The sequence below is a fragment of the Paludisphaera sp. genome, assembly GCF_037189885.1.
GTDB lineage: Bacteria > Planctomycetota > Planctomycetia > Isosphaerales > Isosphaeraceae > Paludisphaera.
In genome coordinates this window covers 185,177-204,714 of record NZ_JBBCIR010000007.1, presented here as the reverse complement: position 1 = coordinate 204,714, position 19,538 = coordinate 185,177, and the positions used below count along the sequence as shown (strand labels likewise).

General features: G+C 66.3%; 20 protein-coding genes and 1 other RNA gene. 5 read left to right on the top strand and 16 right to left on the bottom strand.

Features of this window, described 5'->3' with window-relative positions:
- Nucleotides 1-74: 74 nt before the first annotated feature.
- Nucleotides 75-1,961: a DUF1559 domain-containing protein gene (locus WG209_RS03350; protein WP_337173584.1), complete on the top strand. Its 1,887-nt coding sequence runs from the start codon at nt 75-77 to the stop codon at nt 1,959-1,961.
- 50 nt (nt 1,962-2,011) lie between these two features.
- On the top strand, nt 2,012-2,806 hold the full coding sequence (locus WG209_RS03345; RefSeq protein WP_337173583.1) for an RNA methyltransferase: 795 nt from the start codon (nt 2,012-2,014) through the stop codon (nt 2,804-2,806).
- A gap of 29 nt (nt 2,807-2,835) precedes the next feature.
- Here WG209_RS03345 and WG209_RS03340 read toward each other — a convergent pair whose 3' ends face one another.
- Both WG209_RS03340 and WG209_RS03335 read right to left on the bottom strand, forming a co-directional pair.
- A complete protein-coding gene (locus tag WG209_RS03340; protein ID WP_337173582.1) occupies nt 2,836-3,816 on the bottom strand; it encodes a DUF4268 domain-containing protein in 981 nt (326 codons plus the stop codon).
- 154 nt (nt 3,817-3,970) lie between these two features.
- Entirely contained in the window at nt 3,971-4,813 is an 843-nt protein-coding gene (locus tag WG209_RS03335) for a DUF2934 domain-containing protein (protein ID WP_337173581.1), read from the bottom strand.
- A gap of 216 nt (nt 4,814-5,029) precedes the next feature.
- Between WG209_RS03335 and ssrA the strand changes: the two genes are divergently transcribed.
- Together ssrA and WG209_RS03325 are read left to right on the top strand one after the other, a co-directional pair.
- Nucleotides 5,030-5,396: a transfer-messenger RNA gene (gene ssrA / locus WG209_RS03330) on the top strand.
- Between the two features lie 329 nt (nt 5,397-5,725).
- Nucleotides 5,726-6,736, top strand: a complete 1,011-nt coding sequence (locus WG209_RS03325; RefSeq protein ID WP_337173580.1) for a hypothetical protein — start codon at nt 5,726-5,728, stop codon at nt 6,734-6,736.
- Between the two features lie 34 nt (nt 6,737-6,770).
- On the opposite strand, the gene WG209_RS03320 is transcribed toward WG209_RS03325, so the two are convergent.
- The 14 genes from WG209_RS03320 to WG209_RS03255 form a co-directional block, all read right to left on the bottom strand.
- Nucleotides 6,771-6,983 (bottom strand): helix-turn-helix domain-containing protein, encoded by a 213-nt coding sequence (locus tag WG209_RS03320; RefSeq protein ID WP_337173579.1) that lies wholly within the window; start codon nt 6,981-6,983, stop codon nt 6,771-6,773.
- Between the two features lie 15 nt (nt 6,984-6,998).
- The gene (locus WG209_RS03315; protein WP_337173578.1) at nt 6,999-7,292 is read right to left on the bottom strand and encodes a hypothetical protein; all 294 of its coding nucleotides are present in this window, start codon (nt 7,290-7,292) and stop codon (nt 6,999-7,001) included.
- Nucleotides 7,293-7,403: 111 nt separating this feature from the next.
- On the bottom strand, nt 7,404-7,889 hold the full coding sequence (locus WG209_RS03310) for a hypothetical protein (RefSeq protein WP_337173577.1): 486 nt from the start codon (nt 7,887-7,889) through the stop codon (nt 7,404-7,406).
- A gap of 59 nt (nt 7,890-7,948) precedes the next feature.
- Nucleotides 7,949-8,716, bottom strand: a complete 768-nt coding sequence (locus WG209_RS03305) for a hypothetical protein (RefSeq protein ID WP_337173576.1) — start codon at nt 8,714-8,716, stop codon at nt 7,949-7,951.
- Between the two features lie 39 nt (nt 8,717-8,755).
- Nucleotides 8,756-8,953, bottom strand: a complete 198-nt coding sequence (locus tag WG209_RS03300; RefSeq protein ID WP_337173575.1) for a hypothetical protein — start codon at nt 8,951-8,953, stop codon at nt 8,756-8,758.
- A gap of 100 nt (nt 8,954-9,053) precedes the next feature.
- Nucleotides 9,054-9,986, bottom strand: coding sequence for a hypothetical protein (locus tag WG209_RS03295; RefSeq protein ID WP_337173574.1), 933 nt, complete (start codon nt 9,984-9,986; stop codon nt 9,054-9,056).
- A gap of 2 nt (nt 9,987-9,988) precedes the next feature.
- Nucleotides 9,989-11,194 carry a hypothetical protein gene (locus WG209_RS03290; protein ID WP_337173573.1) on the bottom strand — a complete coding sequence of 402 codons (1,206 nt, stop codon included), beginning with the start codon at nt 11,192-11,194 and terminating at the stop codon, nt 9,989-9,991.
- Nucleotides 11,195-11,267: 73 nt separating this feature from the next.
- On the bottom strand, nt 11,268-11,618 hold the full coding sequence (locus WG209_RS03285) for a hypothetical protein (RefSeq protein WP_337173572.1): 351 nt from the start codon (nt 11,616-11,618) through the stop codon (nt 11,268-11,270).
- 50 nt (nt 11,619-11,668) lie between these two features.
- Nucleotides 11,669-13,534, bottom strand: a complete 1,866-nt coding sequence (locus WG209_RS03280; RefSeq protein ID WP_337173571.1) for a type IV secretory system conjugative DNA transfer family protein — start codon at nt 13,532-13,534, stop codon at nt 11,669-11,671.
- Nucleotides 13,535-13,662: 128 nt separating this feature from the next.
- Nucleotides 13,663-14,454 (bottom strand): ParB/RepB/Spo0J family partition protein, encoded by a 792-nt coding sequence (locus WG209_RS03275; RefSeq protein WP_337173570.1) that lies wholly within the window; start codon nt 14,452-14,454, stop codon nt 13,663-13,665.
- A 93-nt stretch (nt 14,455-14,547) separates the two neighbouring features.
- Nucleotides 14,548-14,751, bottom strand: a complete 204-nt coding sequence (locus WG209_RS03270) for a hypothetical protein (RefSeq protein WP_337173569.1) — start codon at nt 14,749-14,751, stop codon at nt 14,548-14,550.
- Nucleotides 14,752-14,988: 237 nt separating this feature from the next.
- On the bottom strand, nt 14,989-15,345 hold the full coding sequence (locus tag WG209_RS03265) for a hypothetical protein (RefSeq protein ID WP_337173568.1): 357 nt from the start codon (nt 15,343-15,345) through the stop codon (nt 14,989-14,991).
- A 158-nt stretch (nt 15,346-15,503) separates the two neighbouring features.
- The gene (locus WG209_RS03260; protein ID WP_337173567.1) at nt 15,504-15,905 is read right to left on the bottom strand and encodes a hypothetical protein; all 402 of its coding nucleotides are present in this window, start codon (nt 15,903-15,905) and stop codon (nt 15,504-15,506) included.
- A gap of 54 nt (nt 15,906-15,959) precedes the next feature.
- Complete coding sequence (locus WG209_RS03255; protein WP_337173566.1) at nt 15,960-17,969, bottom strand: HEAT repeat domain-containing protein; 2,010 nt, start codon at nt 17,967-17,969, stop codon at nt 15,960-15,962.
- A gap of 583 nt (nt 17,970-18,552) precedes the next feature.
- Here WG209_RS03255 and WG209_RS03250 point away from each other — a divergent pair.
- The gene (locus tag WG209_RS03250; protein WP_337173565.1) at nt 18,553-19,461 is read left to right on the top strand and encodes a zincin-like metallopeptidase domain-containing protein; all 909 of its coding nucleotides are present in this window, start codon (nt 18,553-18,555) and stop codon (nt 19,459-19,461) included.
- The last annotated feature ends 77 nt before the right edge of the window (nt 19,462-19,538 follow it).

Genomic DNA, 19,538 nt, shown 5'->3' with positions numbered 1-19,538 from the left:
ATCCGGCCGTTCCGTCCGAACATCTTACATGCGTCGTTCCGATCGGAGAGCGTCGACCTGTAAGGGGACGGATCATGACGACCATTCCGGCGCGAAGGCCCGAGACCTCGACGTTCTCCGTCGCCGCGAGGGGCGCGCTTTCGGCAAGGCCGAGCACCGAGTCGGGGGCCCGCAGGCTGGGCGTCGCGATGGCCGTCGTCCTCGGGGTCGCCGGTTGGCTCGCCGACGGCCGGCCCGCCGTGGCGGAGGAGATCGACGTCGTCTTCAACGCCGACGGCTACGACCGCTGGCTGTTCGAGGCGAAGACGGGCCAGTCGGGCGGGCGCTGGAAGGTCGCCGAAGACGGCCTGCATGGGATCATCCCGCGCGGGTCGGACAAGCGCACGCCCATGTGGTTCGTGACCGAGGCGCGGCTCGAAGGGGATTTCGAGGTCGTCGCCTGGTACGAGGCGAAAAAGCTGCCGAAGCCCCGGGCCAGTGCGGGGCTCCCCGATTACGCCGTGAGCAACGGCTCCGAGCTGGGTTTCCGCGTCGGCGAGACCTGGGTGTCGCTTTACGACGCCGTGCGGCCCGGCGGCGAGGTGGTCGGCTATGACGTCCGGCCCCGCGAGGGCGAAAGCGGCCACGGACTGTTCGAGGGGGGCGAACAGGCCGGGAGGCTCGGGGCGAGGAGGGTCGGCCCCACGCTGATCCTGCTGCGCGGGGGGCTCGACGGCGATCTGCTGGAGTTCGGGCGGTTCGAGATCGGGACGGAGCCGCTCGAGGAACTGGCCCTGGTGGCGAACGCCCAGAACACGACCGACGCGATCGAGATCGTCCATCCGCGGCTGACCCTCAAGGCGGATCGGATCGTCCCACTGCGACGCCCGCCCGGCGACTGGCCCCCCTGGCTCGCGGTCGCGGCCGGGGTGGGCGCGGTATCCGCCGTAGGCCTGCTCGGCGCGCGGTGGCGGCTCTCCCGTCGCGAGTCGGCCGCCCGGACCACGAGGCGGGCGTTCACGCTCATCGAGCTGATCGTCGTGATCGCCATCATCGGCCTGCTGGTCGCGTTGCTCCTCCCGGCGGTCCAGGCGGCGCGCGAGACGTCGCGGCGGATGCAGTGCGGGAACAACCTGAAGCAGATCGGCACGGCGCTCGCCAGCTATCAGGCGAGCCACGGCGTCTATCCGTTCGGGCTTGGCGGCGGGGCGCCCAGGGGCTCAAGCGGCAGGTGGTCGGCCCACTCCCAGCTCCTGCCGTCGCTCGAACAGTCGGCCCTGTTCTCGTCCCTGAACTTCGCCGGGGTGCCCTGGGTCGAGGACTCGATCGAACTGAGCAAGCTGAACCTGACGGCGCTTCAGTCGGTGGTGTCGACGTTCCTCTGCCCGTCCGACGCCCCTTCGCCCTCGGCCGATCCCTACGTCCTGGGCCCGAACAATTACCGGGCCTGCGCCGGGACGCTGCCGACGAACCTGCCGAGCGACTCCCCCGACGGCTCGGGTCGCAACGACGGCGCCTTCTGGTACCAGAGCGCCCCGCGGCCCTCGGCGTTCCGCGACGGCCTTTCGAATACCGCGATGTTCAGCGAGCGCTGCATCCACAGGTCCGGCGTCGTCGACCCGCTGGCGGACTATTTCCTCACGGCCGAGACGACCGCCTCCTGCTCCGCGGTCAACCCGGTCAATTCGCCGACCCTCGACGTCCTGCTGCAACGGCCCGGCTACCGCTGGGGCGACGGCAACGTCCTCTACACGCGTTACACGAGCCTCCTGCCGCCCGGATCCCCTTCGTGCATCCTGGGCGGGTCGAGCGACTATGAGAGCCCGATCGTCACGAGCGCGTCGAGCCGGCACGCGGCCGGCGTGAACCTCCTCCTGGGCGACGGCTCGGTCCGATTCGTCAAGGAGAGCGTGGCGGCCGCCGTCTGGCGCGCCCTCGGCACCATCGCGGGGGGCGAGACGGTCTCCGCGGACGTCTACTGATCGGCCTCCCCTTCGGGCCGGCGACGCGCCGCGTTACAATCGCCGTCGCCATGACGCCGATCCCCATCCACGACCTGGACGACCCCCGCCTGGCGGTCTACCGCTCGCTCAAGGCGACGAACGCGACGCGCTCCCTCGACTGCTTCGTCGTCGAGGGGGAGAAGCTGGTCGAGCGCCTGCTCGCCAGCCGATTCCCGACGGAATCGGTCCTGCTGACCGACCGCCACGTCGATCGCCTGCGCGCGACCGTCCCGGACGGCGTGCCGACCTATGTCGTCCCGTTCGAGCGGGTCCACGACCTCGTCGGCTTCCCGTTCCACCGCGGCGCGCTCGCGTGCGGGCGTCGCCTGCCGTGGCCCGACTGGCGCGCTCTTTGGGGGGACGCGACCGGCCCGCTTCGATTCGTGGCGTGTCCCCGCGTGAGCAACCCCGAGAACCTCGGCTCGATCGCGAGGCTGGCCGACGCCTTCGCGTTCGACGCCATCCTCGCAGGCCCGTCGTGCCCCGACCCGCTCTCCCGGCGCGTGCTGCGGGTCTCGATGGGCTCGGCCCTGCGCGTCCCCATCCTGACCGTCGACGACCCGCTCGCCCTGGCGGCCGACATGACGCGCGAGCTGGGCGTCGCCTTCCTCGCCGCCGTGGCGGGGGAAGCGACCCCCTTCGAGAGCGTCGCGATCCGCGACCGCCTGGGCATCGTCCTCGGCGACGAGGACCGCGGCGTCGACCCCGCGTGGGTCGCCGCCTGCGCGGAGTCGGTGACGATCCCCATGCCCGGCCGCGCCAGCTCGCTGAACGTCTCGACCGCCGCCGCGATCCTGCTCCACCACTTCCGCCGCCGCCACTGAGGACGATCCCGGTCCAACCTGGCCGCGCCTCAGACGGCCTCGGACCTCAATCCCGTGATATGGGGCCGCAAGGCCCTCTCAAGGCGGATCATGCCGTCGATCATGGCCTCCTGAACCTCCGGCCACCGCGATTCATCACTCCGCCAGCCGCCAACGTCCACGGTATACGCGATCCGGCAGCTACGCCGGCTGTCGAGCCGTTGCCATGCGAGATCGCCGCCGAAAACCGCTTCGATCTCGCCCTTCCGGTTCAGCAAGCGGTCGAAGATGCGCTTGTTAGCCTCGCCCTCGTCCGCGCCCCGGTCGACGTACAGCTCGACCCTTCCGCTGCCCTTGCCGATCACATAGTTGAACGTCAGGCCCCGCATGCCGGCCCCGGTGCTGATCCAACCGGCATCGCCCGGCGAGATATCGCCGTGGAGCGGCGTCTTCGCCGCGGCATGGGCCAGAAGACCATGCCAGAATCGTCTTCGAATCTCGTGGCGCTCGGCACGCTCGCGGCGGCTCTCCTGCTCCTTCTCCCGGACCCGCACCTGATAGGCGGCGGTCTCGGGCAGGGGGATCACCTGCTGGACATCGACCAGGATGCGTCGGCCCTCCCCAGGAAGGTACGGCCGCATGCGGACGCATCGAATGTCCAGGCCGTGCTCGTTGAGCCAGAGGACGGCGGTGGTCAGCTCCTTGGAGAACTCCGCCGAGGCCAGGACGACGCGGACCTCCTGGCCGAACGATTCCTCGTCCTCCTCCTCCCAACCAAGGAACTCGAGCAGGGAGGCCCGGGCGTCGGTGTCCCGGCCCAGCCGTCGCAGGTGGTCGGCATAGACCTCGACCACCTTACCGAAGGTCAGTGTGGAGACCATCGCGGCGTAGCGGATGGCTTGCAGCTCCATGTGCCCGCCGTCCTCGGTCCGCTTCAATTCGATGACGACGAGGTTGGCGTCCCGGTCGATCCCGAGGAGGTCGATCCGACGCCGGGACTCCTCCCAATCGCTGAATTCCTCCGCGATCACTAGCGTGTCGGGGGAGACGACCCCGATGTTCTCGCGGAGCAGCCGCTACAAGTCCGACCGCTCCCTGAACCCAGCCGCGCCAAAGCTGGTCTCGTCGAGCTTGCGGATGGCCGATTCGGTGACTTCGTAGATGGGCATCGCGTCCCCGCCCGGCTCAGGCGAACAGCCGCATGCGACGCCGCCTGGGGCGTTCGACGACTTCCAGCGGCAGGACGCGGCTCTCGGCGGCGGCCATCTCGCGGCCGAAGCCGGTGGTGAACGACCGACCGCGCGGGCGGAGCGCGACGCCGTCGTGGTCCTGGTCCTTGGCGCACAGCGGCGGCGCGACCTCGACGACGGTTCGGCCCCAGGCCATCGCGAAGATGGCGTAGGGCAGGGGGGCGTCCGCGTCGATCCGCCGCGAGAGCGCCACCCAGGGCGCGCCGTAGGGGTGGCGGGTGCGATACGCCAGGCACGCAATCCCGGAGAAGAGCGTGCCGTCGAACTCGTGGTCTGGGTTGCCGACCCATTCGATGGTGTCGGTGAAGTGCTGCAGCTCGCGCGGCGGCATCACGGCGACGGCCATGCGGACCATCGCCTTGTACGCGCCGACGGGGACCGTCGCCGGGGCCTCGCCCCCTTCCGCCGCGAGCGATTGCCAGAAGCGGCCGAAATCGGCGTCGATCGACCCGGCGAACTGCTCGTGGCATTCGTCGCAGATCTCGGCGGTGGCGAGCATGGTCGGCGCGACGACCTCGGGGACGATCGGCCTGGGACGCGAGAACTTGGCGCGCGGGGCGGATCGCTCGCAGAACCGGCACGCGGGGCGGGGCCGCGACCCCACCACGACCAACTCGTCGGCGGCCAGCGGATACTCGGCCGCAGCGCGATAGTCGAGCTGGTGCGCCACGTCCATCTCGGCGGCGGCCCAGTCCTCGCGATCCGCCCCGTGGGCCCACTCCCGACGCTCCCAACGCTCATAGGCGGCGCGCTGGATCTGATCCCAGGTAGGCGGCATCGCGCGATCCCTCGACAGTCGACGCGGTTCGGTCCTTCATCGTCCGGCTTCGGGCCCGAGCCCTCGCCGCGCCCATGATAGACGCGCGGCGAAAATCGAGAAAGGCCGGTCGAACGGCCGAACCAACTTGACCCCGGGCCCGTATGGTTGATAATGAAATGGCTCGGGGAAGCCGCAGGATTTCCTCCCTCGGCCCACCTCCGAGTCGACTCCAACGGGGGCGAACCAGGATCGACCGGATGTCCTAGGTGAACGGTGGCGTGCCGAGGTTGGTCAGCAGGCCTCGTAAAAAGCCGACCGAAACTTAACTGCCAACAACACTGTTGGTCTCCGTCTCGCTGCCTGAAAACAGCGACCGGCCCTGCGACGAGCCTTCTCCCGAGAGGCCCGGCCAGGGACGACAATTCGGGATCGCTTGAGCCAAGCCGCTTGTTGAGGCCCAGGCTAAAACCATGACGAGCTAAGCCGAAAGGGACCCTGTCGACCGGGGCCCCGACGCCGACAATCAAACGATCGACTACGCACGTAGAGGCCCTCGCCAAAGCTTCTCGGGACGCGGGTGCAATTCCCGCCGCCTCCACTAGTTACGTCAACCGCCAGCTCCTGACTGGCACTGACAGGAAACGACGAAACCCCTGCTCCGGCAGGGGTTTCGTCGTTTTCCTTCTCTGGCTCCGGTCCGGCTTCCGTGCCAACCGCTGACAGCTCCTGTCCCACGGCGCCGCCCGAATCCCGACCCATTTCCGACCGATCGGCGTCTGCCGATGGCTTGGGGAGCGGCAGCCCGGCCAGCGCCGCCGCCTGGTCCTCCAGGCCGATATGGGTGTACTTCATCGTCATCCGCACGTCCGCGTGCCGGGCAAGCTCCTTGGCTTCCACCAGGGTGGCGCCGTTTCGGAGCAGCCCCGTCACATGGCTGTGCCGCCCGGCCGCGTGGAAATCGGCGATGCCGTCCGGCGTTTCGTACGCGATGCCGATCCGCTCCAGATCGAGCTTCACCATCAGCCAAGTTTTCTTCCGGTCCAGCCGGGGGAAGAGCGCCTGATCGGCGTCCATGCCTGCAATCCAATCCGACACCATCGCCACCAATTCCGGGTGCATCGGCAGCGTGTCTTCCCGGCGGTGCTTGGAGCAGGCGGCCCGCACCTTCAGGATCGGCTGGGCGGCATGGAGCTGGAAGCTGCGCGGCGTCAGGCTGGCCAGCTCCGCGCGCCGGAGCCCGGTCAGAAAGGACATGAGATACACCCGCGCCCGCCATTCGCCGCTGTAGCCCTGGATCTCGCGGCCGCTTTCCCGCGCGGACGCCACCAGCCGGGAAAGCTCCTCCGGCGTCAGCGCCCGGCGCTTGTGGCGCACGTCGGTTTCGGCGTTCAGCCGGTCGATGCCGGCCACCGGATTGGCGGCCAGGCGCCTGCTCGCCGCCAGCCACTTGCCGAATTCATCCATCGCCTGGAGGTAGTGGTTGTAGGTGCGCGCCCCCAGATTCTCTTCCCGGCGGATGGTTTTGAGCGCGTTTTCCACCGCTTCCGCTTCAAGCTCCCCCAGCGTGGCGAAGCCGCAGGCGTCCACCAGCCGCCGCACGCGCGTCATGGTGAGCTTCCGGTGCTTGGGCGTCGTGTTTTCCAGCGACCGCTCAAACGCGGCCAGGTGCTCCTGGATCGGCGCCTGCCTGATGGCAAGCAAACGCTCCTGCGTCGGATCGATCATGCCGCACCGCCGCAGGAGCACTTCGTTTTCGAGCTTCGCCGCGAGCTGTTCGGTCAGCCCCTTGTCGGTGAAACCCTTGGCGTAAGCGCGTTTGCCGTCGGCGTCCACATACTCGATCCACCAGGGTTTGTTTTTCTTGCCCTTGTCGCGGCTCTTCTTGAAGACAGACGCCATGATGACGGCTCCGCCGGAGGAAAGGTGCCTGATCCACGGTAACGGAGGGGTGGGATTCGCGCCAGGCCGAATCCGCTCACCTGCCGGCCACCGGGCACCCGGGGTCCGGGCAGCCGGAATCGATCCAGCGCCGGATTTCGTCCGAGCGCCACCGGGTATTGCGGCCCAGCCGCAGGGGCTGCGGCAGCCTCCCTGCCGATAGCAGGCGCCAAAGCGTCCGTTCCGAGATCCCAAGCAGGCTGGCCAGCTCCGCCGCCGAAATCAGCAGCGGCGTGGTGTCGGTGCTCATGATGGGCGGGCTCCGTCAGAATCCGGCGTGGTCATCCTGCGCGCAGGGCGTTTCGGGACGATAGAATTCCGGCATGGGCAGGCGAAGCCGCCTGCCGTCGCTGATCGTGACGAGCAGCGATTCCTCCGGGCCGAAAAGGGCGGTGGCCACCACCTGGCCGGCGTCATCCACCACGTAAGACAGGCAATGATTGCCCGGGTCTTCCCAGGAGGTGCAGGCCATCTCCCAGATCACCGCCGCGAGCGTTTCCCAGGCGTCGATGGTTTCAATCCGGCCGTCGCCGGCCCGAAGCGTCCGCCAGGTGAACATGTGCCCTCCGCATGGCTTGAAAGGCAGGGTGATTTCCTCGGGGCCTGAAACGCCGCCGCCGCACGGCGCAGGGCGGCGGCGTTTCCTCGCGTGCAGTCAATGCCTTGGCGCTCATCGCCTCCTCCTGGCCTCCCGCGCGTTGACGGTTTCCCAGAGCAGCACGGCCAGCGCGCTCGCTTCGGCGGTGACCAGGAAGAATCCAAAGGCTGGCATGCGGAAGCCGCACGCCCAGTGCGCGACGATGGCCAGGAGCATGATCGCGGTCCACAAACCCGCCGTCATGAAGGCTTCCCGCGACAAGCTGCGCCGATGGGCGCGGTGCCGGATATGCGTTCGCAAGGCGGTTTCCTCCTCCCTATCCAGGAACGCGCCCAAGGCCGCCAGCTCCTCCAGGCCGGAGCCGATGGCGGTGTAAAAATCCCGGTCCAGTTCGGCCGCTTCGCCTTCGCCCAGATGAGCGTCGATCCGGGCGCGGCACTGCTTGGCCAGGCGCAGCGCCATCGCATGGGTGACGGTGGCGGGCGGATGCCTGGCCATGAATTCCGCGAGGATCGCGGCGCGATCGGCCGGTGCCGCTTCCAGTTGCACGTCGGACATGGCATTCCTCTCCATCATCGTTCGATGAAGCATGGCGCGGTGAACTGAAGGAGCGGCGGCTACCGCCGCCGCGTTCCGCGCGTATGCCGCGGTTCCGGCTCCGGTGGAGAGCCGCCCGTCCGCGCCCGCCCGGATTCCGGCGCGTCCGGCGCCTTGCGGCCGAACATCACATCCCAGGATGTATAAAACGACACGCCCTTGTGCGGGTTGCTTGGTGCATTCCGCGCCAGCGCGGTGAGCTTTTCGCCGTGGCCGAGCGCGGCATCCAGGGCTTCCGGGCTGATTTCCCCGTTGCGTAGCGGGTAGTAGAGCGCTTCGTAATGCGCTTGGCTGTCGAGGCCGAAATCCGCGATGCTGGCGAGGCTCGGCCAGCAATCCAGGCAGACCGCGTTGATCAGGCCGCGTGTCGTATCGCGAATGGGGCTGCCGGGTGTCGCCACGCCGGGCGTTTCCGCGCCGGCGGAAGCGTGCGGGACCGAATCCTGGTGCGCGGTGAGTAGGGGGAAGATCCCATGGGCCTGTAGCGCGTCCATCAGCGTGATCGGCTTTTCCGGCCCCAATGCCGCTTCCTGCGCCTGGAACTGTCCCAGCGCGTAGCGGACCTCCGATTCCGGCCGGCTCGCGGCCACGCGCTGGAATTCCGGCCAGTCTTTCTCCGCTTCGCGGAAATACACCTCTTTCACGCGCTCGGCCGGCTGCAGCGCCACCACCGGATCGAGCGCGTTGGCTTCCAGATACCGACGGTATTGCACGCGGTTGGCGGTATCGAACAGCTCGCGCTCCTTGCCCTTCCGCTCCGCTTCGCTCCAGGTTGGCGTGTCGCTCATGGTGCTTTCTCCCGGTTTGGAACGGCTGTAAGCTGCGCGTTACCGGCCGGATGGGCCGGCTGGCGTGGCCGGTTTCAGCGCCTCCAGCTCACGCCGGGCGATCAGATAGAATTCCCGATCGGCATCGGCCCATTCCTCTTCCCTCAAACACGTCTGCACGATGCTGCGGCACTGCCGGGCGATGCGGACGGCCGCTTCATGGATTTCGGGCGTGGTCCCTACATGCGGCGGAATCATGGGTTTCAGCCCTCCAATGCGCGCGGTGGGCGTGCCGGGCAGATCGGGTAGGCTCCGCCCGGCGGTGGATTCCGGCAGCCATGCGGCGCCGGGCGCCGCGTTACTCGGTTGCGGTTGAGGTGTTTGCCTTGCCGGAAACCCCGCCTGCGCCCCGCTTCGGCCAACCGTGAAGCTTGAGCGCGAGCGTGAGCAGCCCCATCCCGCCGGCCGCCGCCAGCAGCATGGCCAGCGGCCGGACGCTCGCATGGGCGGTTTCTTCGATCGCCTTGCCGGTCGCCGCCGCCAGCGGGGCAATCGCTTCCCTGGCCACCGAATCAGCCACCTGTACCGTGCCGGCGACGACCGGCGCCACCACCGCCACCGCCAATTCCTTGGCACCGTCGATGAAGGGCGCCGGATCGTTGAGAAACGCCGTCAGCGCGGCGGCGCCGGCCAATTCCTTCTTGTGCTCCCAGATGAATTTCATGGCGCCGTCGCCGAAGCGCGCGATCACGCCCATCAGCTCCGGCGTGCGGCCGATGGCCTCCAGCTCGCCGCCTTCGGCCAGCATCGCCAGCCGCCGGCCGCTTTGCGGGCCGATGGCTCTCATTGCACGCACGGCCGGCGTGCCGAACTCCTCCAGCACCGGTTCCGCGATACCTTTGTGGCGAAGCAGCGCCTCCGCCGCGTCATCGCCGTATCGGGCGAACAGCCGCATGCCTTGCGGCCGGGCCAGCAGCTCGGCCGCCTCATCCCCATGGCGCGCCAGCAGCCGCATCACCTTCGCCCCGTGCTCGCCGGCGTCATCGGCGAGCGTGATGGCCTTGGCGCCGACCGCTCGCACGGCGTGAATCGCGTCATCGCCGTGCCGGGAAGCCGCGCCCGCAATGCGGATACCGAGCTGTTCCGCGCCTTCGCCCGCGGCTTTGGCGCCAAACTTCTTGAGCAGGTATTCCGCCGCTTCGCGTGCGGCCTTCGTTCGATCGGCCCTGGCGGTGCTACCCAACGCCAGGCAGGCAATCACCGACAGGATGGGAATCGCTCGGAAACGCATGGTCAATCCTCCTGGTAATCGTCGAGCACGGCCTTGGCGAATTTCAGGATGTCGCCGCGCGGGGTGGATTTCGCCGGATCGATGCCATAGAGGCGGGAGGTGTCCGCGTCAGGGCCGTATACCTGCCGGTAGAGCGCGAAATGCAGCGCCACCCCCCGGCGGTTGTACATGGCCTCCATCAGCACCCGCAGGCCGGGATTGCCGTTTCGTTCCAGGGCCTTGAGCGCCTTGGCGCAGGCTTCCCGCACCTCCGCGTCCGGGTAATCGATGGAAAACGTGTACAGGCCCCGGTACAACTCGCGCTCATCGGCGTCGCCTTCCAGGAGCAGCGATTGGAGCTGATCGAGCGCGGTGTGCACATGGCCGATGATGCGCGCTTCCGGGTCATAGCCGCTGATGTCGATGGCGCCTTTCAGCGTGTCATCCACCGTTTTGCCGGCCATCAGGTTAATGGCCGTTTTCTTGATGAAATGATCGTCCCTGCGGTTCAGCAATTCCCCGGCCTTGTTTCCGAGGAACCAGGAAGCGGCTTCGCGGCTGATGAGCACGCCGACATCGGTGCGGGCGGATGAGGCGACCGCCTCCACCGCGGCATCCATCGCCGGGCAGGCCGTGGCGAAAGGCGGCAGGACGGGCAAAACCAGCTTGCCGGCCAGCGCGTCATCGGGCACATCGGCGCGGAGCGCGACGATCAGCCGGTTTTCTTCCGCCTCCAGCTTGGCGGCGTAATCGGCCATCGCGGCATCCACCGCCTTGCGCAGGCGGCTGACGCCGATCACCTTGGATTCCAGCTCGCATCGGATGTGGGTGTGGAACGGGTCGGGCAGGAGCGAATCCACTTCCGGCGGCAGCCAGCGCCCGGCATTGCCGAGGCCGAACCAATCGTAGAGCTTGCGATCCATCTGCTTGAACGCCGGTTGCGTCAGGCAATCCAGGTAGATGGCCTTGCCGCGCCACCCGAGCAGTTCTTCCGCGAACGGCCTGGCCGCGGCCCTGGCATCGGCGAACACCGGATCAAGATGCTGCTTCAGCGTGGGGTCGGCCGCACTCAGGCAGGCAAATGCGGATTGGTCCATCCGCTCCTTGACCTTCACCCAGGCGGCATCCTTCGGCGTGGCGGGGAATTTGGCCTGCTGCGCAGCGGCTGGCGCGGCCAGCACGGCCAAAGCGATGAGCGGGCAAAGCACCGGTCGGAATGGCGATGGCATTGAAGCAAGCTCCTGATGCAAAAGGGAAGGAAGCCCTCCGTGGCCAATCGGCGCGTCCATGCGGCGGCGGCTGTCAGCGGCCGCGCCCGCCGCGTTCCTGGTGCATGGGCTGCGCGTCCAGCCCGTGATCGGGCTGCTGATCGCGGTCGAACACGCCGCTTTCGCGGGCGATTTCCGCCGAAGTGGGGTTGAGGATGGAGCCGATTTCGGTGCACTGGATGGAATCGGGGAAGGCCTTGAGCGCCGCTCCGATCTCATCCGCGCCCTGGCGGAATGCGGCTTCAATGGTGCCGTCCTTCAGGATGGGATGGGCGGCGGCGCGGATGCCCATCACGACCGCCTTGCCGGCATCCAGCGCCTGCCCGACCAGGCTTTGCCTGGGCTGCTCCATTTGCTGCTCGTTTTGCGGTGCCTTCTCGGCCATCGTTGCGTCTCCTGGTGAGGGAAGGGGGAACGAAGCGTCCGACTCGCCGGCTAGCGCCGGTAAGCGTTCCGGTACGGCGGCAGCTTGCCGCTCTTTTTCGCCTGGCCGGCGGAAACAGGGCGTTGCATCGCGGGGCTGCCCTGCCGCTCTTCCAGCAGCAGGATCATCCCCAGCGCATACATCGCGGCCACGCCGAGCATCAGCAGGCAGCGCACTCCATCGCGCACACCCAGCCGGTTCCGCCCCAACGGCGGGCCGCCCTGGAATTCCGGGTCGTTGTAGTAAAACACCCGCCTTGCCAGGATCGGCGGCATGTTTTTGTGGGTGACGATCACGCGGTCTTCGGGCAGACGCAGGATCTCATCCGGCGTCAGCAGATCGCGGCCGGTTTCGCTGGTGGTTTTCGAGCGGTTCCGCGTGTAGTTGCCTTGCTGCGGCGGTTGGCCGAACGAGCCGCCGATAGGCCTGGAGGTGGAATCGCCGTCCGTTTCGGAGGTGACGACGACGGTTTCCTTGCCGAGCCGCTTGCTGACCGCTTCGGCGCTGGCGTAATCGTTGAGGCCCCAGTAAATCTGCGTGTCCATGTTGTCCAGGAACTTGCCCGGTTCGCCGAAGCAATCCTTGAGCTGGGAAACGCTCTGGAAGAAGAAAAAGAGCCTGATGCCGTACCCGCGAAGCAACGAGATTGCATCCTCCAGCGCCTGAAATCTGCCGATATGCGCAGCTTCATCGAGGAGGAACAGCACCGGGCGCGATTCATCGGCGCCGTCGCGGGTGAGGTAGCGGAGCAAACTGACGATCCAGAGCCGCAGCAACGCGGCCTGCGTGTGTAGCTGATCTTCCGGGATGGTGAGATAGATGCTTAAGCTGCCGCTCCGCAGTCCCGCCGGATCGAAGGAGGTGGCGCGCATGCTGGCGGCGACGGGCAGCGAATCGAGGAAGGCGCAGTGCCGCGCCACGGTGGTGAGCACCGAGGACAGCTCCTCGCCCTGGTAATGCGTCAGTTGGTTGCCCAGGCGCTTGAGCATGCCGCCCATGGCGGTGGAACGCTGCATCGCCGCGATAGCGTTCTTGAGCGATTCCGGGCTGGCCAGGATGTCCTGCACCGTCTGAAGGTTGCGCTCTTCCGGCGTGCCGTGCGCCACCACGAAGGCGATGATCGAATAGAGGAACCGCTCGGCGCTGTCGTTCCAGTGCGGGTCGGTTTCGTGGCCGGTGCGGATCACCATCGCGTTGGCCACCGACTTGATCTGGTCGAGCGCGCGCGGATCATCGGGATGGATCAGGCTCAGCGCGTTGAACGTGTCCTTGCTGCCCCCGAACGGGTCGAGGTGCACCACCTGCTGGCCGAAAAATCTCCGGCGAATCCAGGCGGTGATCCGAAACAACTCCCGCTTCGGATCGTTCACCACCAAGGAGCCGGAGTGCGCCATCGCATTGGTGACGGCGTAAGAAACGCCCTTGCCGCGGCCGGACGGGCTGAATGCGGCGATGTGCGTGAACACCGGCAGCCGGATCAGCTCACCCGGATGCTTCCCGCGTAGGCTATCCAGGAAACGACGGCACGCCTTGTCGGCACGGGATATCGGCGCGCTCATCAACCCCTTGATGAGCTGTAGCCGGGATGGCCGGAATGCCGGATCGGCGCGGCCCAGGACAATCCCGAAAACGCCGCCCAGCATGCCATAGGCGGCGAGATCAGCCGCATCGGCGAAGCGCGCCGTGCCGTACGCTCCGCTGGTGGATTTGCGCCGCATCCGCTTCAGGAGGAGCAGCCCGCCCACCAACGCGGCGGGCATGGGAAACATGACGGCCACCGCCGCCGTGCCGGCCAGCGCCAGCACCACCGAGAGCGACAGGCACAGGCGGCAGCACGCCACCCAGCCGAGGTAGACCATCCGGCGGAGGTATCGCATTCATACTTTCCTTTCCAAAAGTTTCCAGGATTGAGGCGCGTCACTAGCCGTGCGCCACTAACCGTGCGCGGAATCCCCGCTCCCGGACGAAGCGGGGATTCGCACGCGGCACTCATTCGGGTTGGAAATCAGCCGGATGAGGGGCGGCGGAGCGATTTGGCGAATTCCGTCACGCTCATCCCCAATCGATCCGCCTTCTGGAGTTCCGGCTTCAACTCATCCAGCGCCCTGGACAGCTCGGCGAGCGTGACGCCGCGGTGCACGCTCAGCGGGTACGAAGCCAGGCGGATTGCGTGGCTGCGTTGCTTGTCTTCCGTTACCGGGGTTTCAGGCTTGCCGAGCATCGTGCGGACCTGCTTCCGCGTGATCGGCCCCTTCACCTGCTCGGCGAGATGGGTTTGCAGTTCCGGCGACAACGCCGCCAGCTCATAGCCGGAGGTTTCCGGCAGCTCGCGGCTGTCCACCCGCGCCAGGAGCGCCGGGGTGAGCTTGAGCAGGGCCAGCTTCTTCGTCACCGTGCCGTTGGACACGTTGAGCAGCGACGCCAGCTTGGAGGCGTTCAGGCCCTGGCGCTCCATCAGGCATTTGTAGCCGGCCGCTTCCTCCGAAGGCTTGAGGTCGGCGCGTTGCAGGTTCTCGATCAGTTGGTAGATATCCGCCTGGCCGTCCTCCAGCGGGCCGGGAAACACGCGCGCCCAGATGGTTTTCAGGCCGAGCTTCTGCGCGCAGAGCACGCGGCGATTGCCCCAGATGGCGAAGTAGCAATCGCGCGCCGCGTCGGCCCAGAGGCCAGGCGGTTGGAGGATGCCGTATCGCTGGATGGACGCCTGGAGCGATTCCAGCTCGTAGCATTTGCGGAAATTGTCGGGATCGAGATGCACCTTGGCGGTCGGCACCTCCACCGGCGGCGGCAGGACCATCGCGGTTTCTCCGAAGGAAGCGGATCGGGTTCATCGGCGTTGCACCTTTCTGGTAAAGGTGTGCGGTGAGGTTTGGGGGAAAACCGTGATTCGTCAGCCGGCCACCGTGCTGCCGGCCGGAGTGGGCATGCTGATCGTAATGCGCCCGCCCTGCGTCGCCGGAAGGGCGCTGGCCGCTGGCGCGGCCAGCATCAGGCAGGCGGGGTGGGCGAGGATGGTGAGCGGTTCAAATCCCGGTGCGTATGGCGGAGCCGCGATGAGCACGGAGCTGAGCGGCGGTTGCTGAGGCTGGATCATGGCAACGCCTCTTCCGCCCGGCTGATCGATGGACCTTGGCCACGTTTGCCGGGCACGCCGCGTGGCGGGTGGCACGGTCGGCCGATTTTCCCCGGCCGTGCCACCCGATGGCTCATTGCGACATTGACGGGCCGAAGGGGAACGCTTGTGTCGCCATTAACCCTTTGCCGCGCAACAGCTTGCAGGGATTCTCTCGGTTTTTCGCGGACGACATCGCTGTTCGTTTGCACCGGTGGGTTACGCGGCGGGGTCGTCCAGGCCGATCCAGGCGCCGTTCGATGAGGCGCGCCGCTTCGCGGGCCGCCGCCGCGCATGCCGGTAATCCTCCAGCGTCGGGCGGACTGCCTGGTATCTCTCCCAACGCTGAAGCGTTCGCGTGCACACGCCGCTGAGGCGGGCAACCGCCTCCTCGCTCAAGTCGGGCCTGAGCGACTTGGCGAACACCGCCCGGTCTTCGCGGGGCAGATCCCGCCAGAAATCCAGGAAGGCGAGCAATTCGTTCCGCTCCCGGCGGGGCAATTCCGCCAGGATGGCGACGATGAGCGCGAAGGCGGGATCGGAAGAAGCGCTGTAGGAGCGGGGGAAGTGGTGCATGATGGCCCTCCGAACATGGTCCGGCTCTGTCGCACCTACCCGGCGGATCACCGTGCCTGCCCAGGCGTGCGATGGGGGCCATCATCGTTCGGGGCTGGAATTCTTGCCCGCTGCGCACGGATTCGTGCGCAGCGGGCGGGAGAGAGGCTGCCGGCAGATCAGCGGCTTTGGCCGAGTTGCTTGTGGGCCTGGGCGACTGCCTGGCGTTCGATGTCCCGGACGAGCTGTTCGGTATGCTTGATGCCTGAGCTAAGCCCTAGCGGCTTGTACTCATCCGTCAGCATGCGAATCAGATCCTTACGGCTCAAATCCTCATCCGCGTACGGGTCGGGCTCCCCCACGGCGGCGGCGAATGCCCTATGGGCAATCTGACGCTCCTGCTCAAGCATGCATCCAATTCCTATGCGGGGATTGTACAAGCCTTCTGCGAAGAAGAAATCGGAATCGATCTTCTCGAAAGCGGAAGGCTTTGAGGCACGGATCATCTTGATCGTTACCCGGTCGGACGGGTAATCCAACCGCTCGTGCTCGAATTTGGGTTTGGGTCGCGGTGCGGTCATCGGCATTATCATCAAGTTTGCCGATATACTATACTAGTATTAAAATATGTAAACTCATTTGTTTCCGAGCGCTTCTAGGTAGTGGCGGAACTCCTGGAGGTAAAAGTTGCCGTCATCGGTCAGGGCACCCGGCCGTGTGCTTTTTGAGCCGATCAATCGGATCGGACGGCCAGCCCGTACTTTTAGCTTTGCTTCCAACTTAGTGATCCACTTCCTCAATTGGCCTTCATTGTCGGGGAAATCAAGCGAGACCGTACCAAGGCTTTGCAGTTGCCCGATTTCCCGGACGAGTTGCCGCTTGGCGACCGCCCCCTGTGCTGCCTCCAGCATGCCGCCGATCAGGACAAAGAATTCGACGAGCGAATCATCACCAATCCAGCCGTAATCCGGGCTGGCGGCATGACCGACCGCCGGTTTGCCGAGCCGGGCCAATAAGGCCGCGATCCGTTCCTGCCCGGCAGCGTCGGCGTCAGGGAGTGCCGCCTCCAACGCGGCGACCGCATCCGGTCCGATTCGCAGCAGGGCTTCTCCTGCCCATTCGCTGAATTCCGGGTTGGGGGCAAGGAAAACGCGGACCAAATCGGGCAGAGCTTCGCGTGCGGACGGCCCGATACCGGCCAGCACCAGCAATGCGGCGAAGCGGGTTTCATCATCGCCTTCCCTGAGCAATTGGGCCGCAACCGGAACGGCAGGTGCCGCTTTCGGTCCCATCAGCTTCAGGATTCCAGCCGCTTGCTGTTTTACGTCTCCGCTGGGGTGAGTAAGCAGGATATGAGCCAGGCGATCAGGCGAATCGCCTACGATTCGGCTGAGCGATTCGCCTGCCAGGGGTAACAGCCGGTAATCCCCCTGCTCGATCAGTCCGACCAAGGCGGGAATCGCGGGTTCTCCAATTGCAACGACGGCATCGATGACGCTCCGCCATACGTTGCGGTCCGGCTCGGATTTCAGGCGTTCAATCAGGACGGGTATGGCCTCAGCGGCTCTTTCCTCGAATTTCCCCAGACTGAGGGCAGCCATGCTGCGTGCTTCCGGCTTGGGATGTTCGAGCAATTTGACCATCGCCTGGATCGCCGCTTTCGGTGCTTCGCCCATCGCCACCAGGCTCTCCACGACGTTACAGGCGACCAGCCAGTTTTCCGAGCGAAGCGAGCGGATGAGCGGCTCCACCAAGGATATGGCCGCGTCCGTTGCCTTGCCGAGCTTGCCCACCACGGATGCGATGGCCAGGCGGAGATCAGCACCGCTCAACGGGAGTTTCAGCACTTCCATCAGGGTTGGGATGGCGACAATCGCTTCCTGCCCTACCCTAAGAAGCAAATAGACATTTTGATGTTGAAGTTCCTGGTTTGCGGATTTTAGACCCGCGATCAGTATTTCAACGGCTTCTTGTGCATGCGGCGGCCCGTGGCGTCCCATCGCACAGGCGGCAAGGTTCCTCGCCGTGCCAACCAGAGCGTTTCTAGCTTCCGCTAGGCTTGCCCGATCAACTTGCCCATCACCCACATACTCCGATGCAAGCCTTGCCACCGCGTCAAGCGTCATGGCGGATTCGTCGCCCCTCAGGGCTTGCCGCAGTACCGACATCGCTTGGGCCCTGGGAATGGCCTGATTCTCATCATCTTCTGGAGGGACCCCCAGCAGGGCAGCAGCCGCGGGCACGCGGCAGCACCAATGGTCGTTTTCCATGAGGCTAACCAGGGATGGAACCAGCGATTCGGGTACGCGATTGCAGCTTGAGAGAATGCAAACCGTTTGAAACCGACGCTGAAACTGCTTCGCGGCAAACTCCTCCCTGAACACTCGCAAGGCATCGGGATGCACTTCGCCGATCTGGAATAAGACGAACGCGGATGCAACCCGCAGCTCCGGTTCGGCGTGGCCAAGGGCTTTGACAAGGCACCGCACGAATTCGACGCGGTGCAATTGATTGATGTGGATTTGCGACTGATACAAGCGGCCAACATCCTCATCCGCCGTCCAGATGGAACGAAGGTATTCCTCCACGGCGCGGCATTGCCGCTCCAGGATTCCGCTCGGTGACGTTTCCAGTGCTCCGCTCATCGCCCAGGCTCCGGTCGGTGGCTTGAAATGGCATTTCCATTTAACCGTCGCCTTCTCTCCCCCGCAAACGCCCCTGGGAGCGGCGGATCGTTCCACTTGCTATCTTCGGCCGCCTAACGCGTCTCCACGCCTCCAATAGCCTTTCAAGCCGCGTGAGGGTGCATCCCAATCCCTTCCCCTGCCGGAGCGGAAGCTGGTCGGGGTTGCGAGAGCGAAGGCAGGCACCGTGCCAGCGGGGGTGCCGGCCGCTGGCGGACGGCAATGGAACCGCCTGCATCCATTCGAAATTTTCCTTCGGGCACCCCGGACGGAGCCGGCCGCGTGCTTCCAGGGTCCGCTTCGCTGCCGTTGCCGGCGCAACCGGCTGCCGCCGCCTTCCCGCCCGCTGGTGCGAAATACCGGGGGTGATCCCCCTGGGTTTTCAAGGGCCGCTGCGCTCGAAGCCGCATCTTCCGCGGCTATCGCCTTGTGCAGACGCGGTTCCGTCCCTTGATAACCCTTCCCCCCTGGAAGGCCCTTCCCTTCGTTCCGGTTGAATGCGCGCTGCATTCAAACCGGACATATCAACGAAGGAGCAAGAGCCATGCACACCGAGCGAGCCGACATCTGCACCCGCGTGACCAGCCACATCGTTTCCGAGCTGGAGCGCGGCGTCAGGCCCTGGCTTCAGCCGTGGAACGCCGAGCATCTGGCGGGCAAAATCACCCGCCCGCTTCGCTCCACCGGCCAGCCGTACAAGGGCATCAACGTCATCCAGCTCTGGATGAGCGCCGCCGCCCAGGGTTTCGCCGCCCCCCTCTGGATCACCTTCAAGCAGGCGAAAGAGCTGGGCGGCCACATCAAGGCCGGAGCCAGGGGAACGCTGGTCGTCTATTCCGACCGCATGACCAAGCGGGAAGCCACCGACGACGGCGAGGAAGTGGAGAAGGATATTTATTTCCTGAAGGGTTACACCGTCTTCAACGCCGAGCAGACGGAAGGCCTGCCCGCCCATTTCTACGCGACCGCATCCCAGCAACTTGAGCCGCTGGCACGGTGCCCGCAGGAACGGATTGCCGCCGCTGACCTCTTCTTCGCCAATACCGCCGCCGACATCCGCCACGGCGGCAACCGGGCATACTACGCGGAATCGCCGGATTATGTGCAGATGCCGCCGTTTGAGTGCTTCCGCGACGCCGAATCCTATTGCTCCACGCTCGCCCATGAGCTGACGCACTGGACGAAGCACGGCAGCCGCCTCAACCGCGATTTCGGCCGCAGGAAATTCGGCGATGAAGGCTACGCCCGCGAAGAGCTGGTGGCCGAGCTTGGCGCCGCGTTCCTCTGTGCCGATTTATCGATCACGCCGGAACCGAGGGAAGACCACGCCAGCTATCTGGACCACTGGCTGAAGGTGCTGAAAGGCGACAAGCGCGCCATCTTCTCCGCTGCGGCAGAGGCGCAGAAAGCGGTCGATTACCTGCACTCCTTCCAGCCGAAGCCGGAAGCCTGAGCGCGGAGCCGATGCCGGGCGGCGCAACGCCGCGCCGCCCGGCATTCCCGCCGAAGCGTGAGCAACGCCGCCAAGAG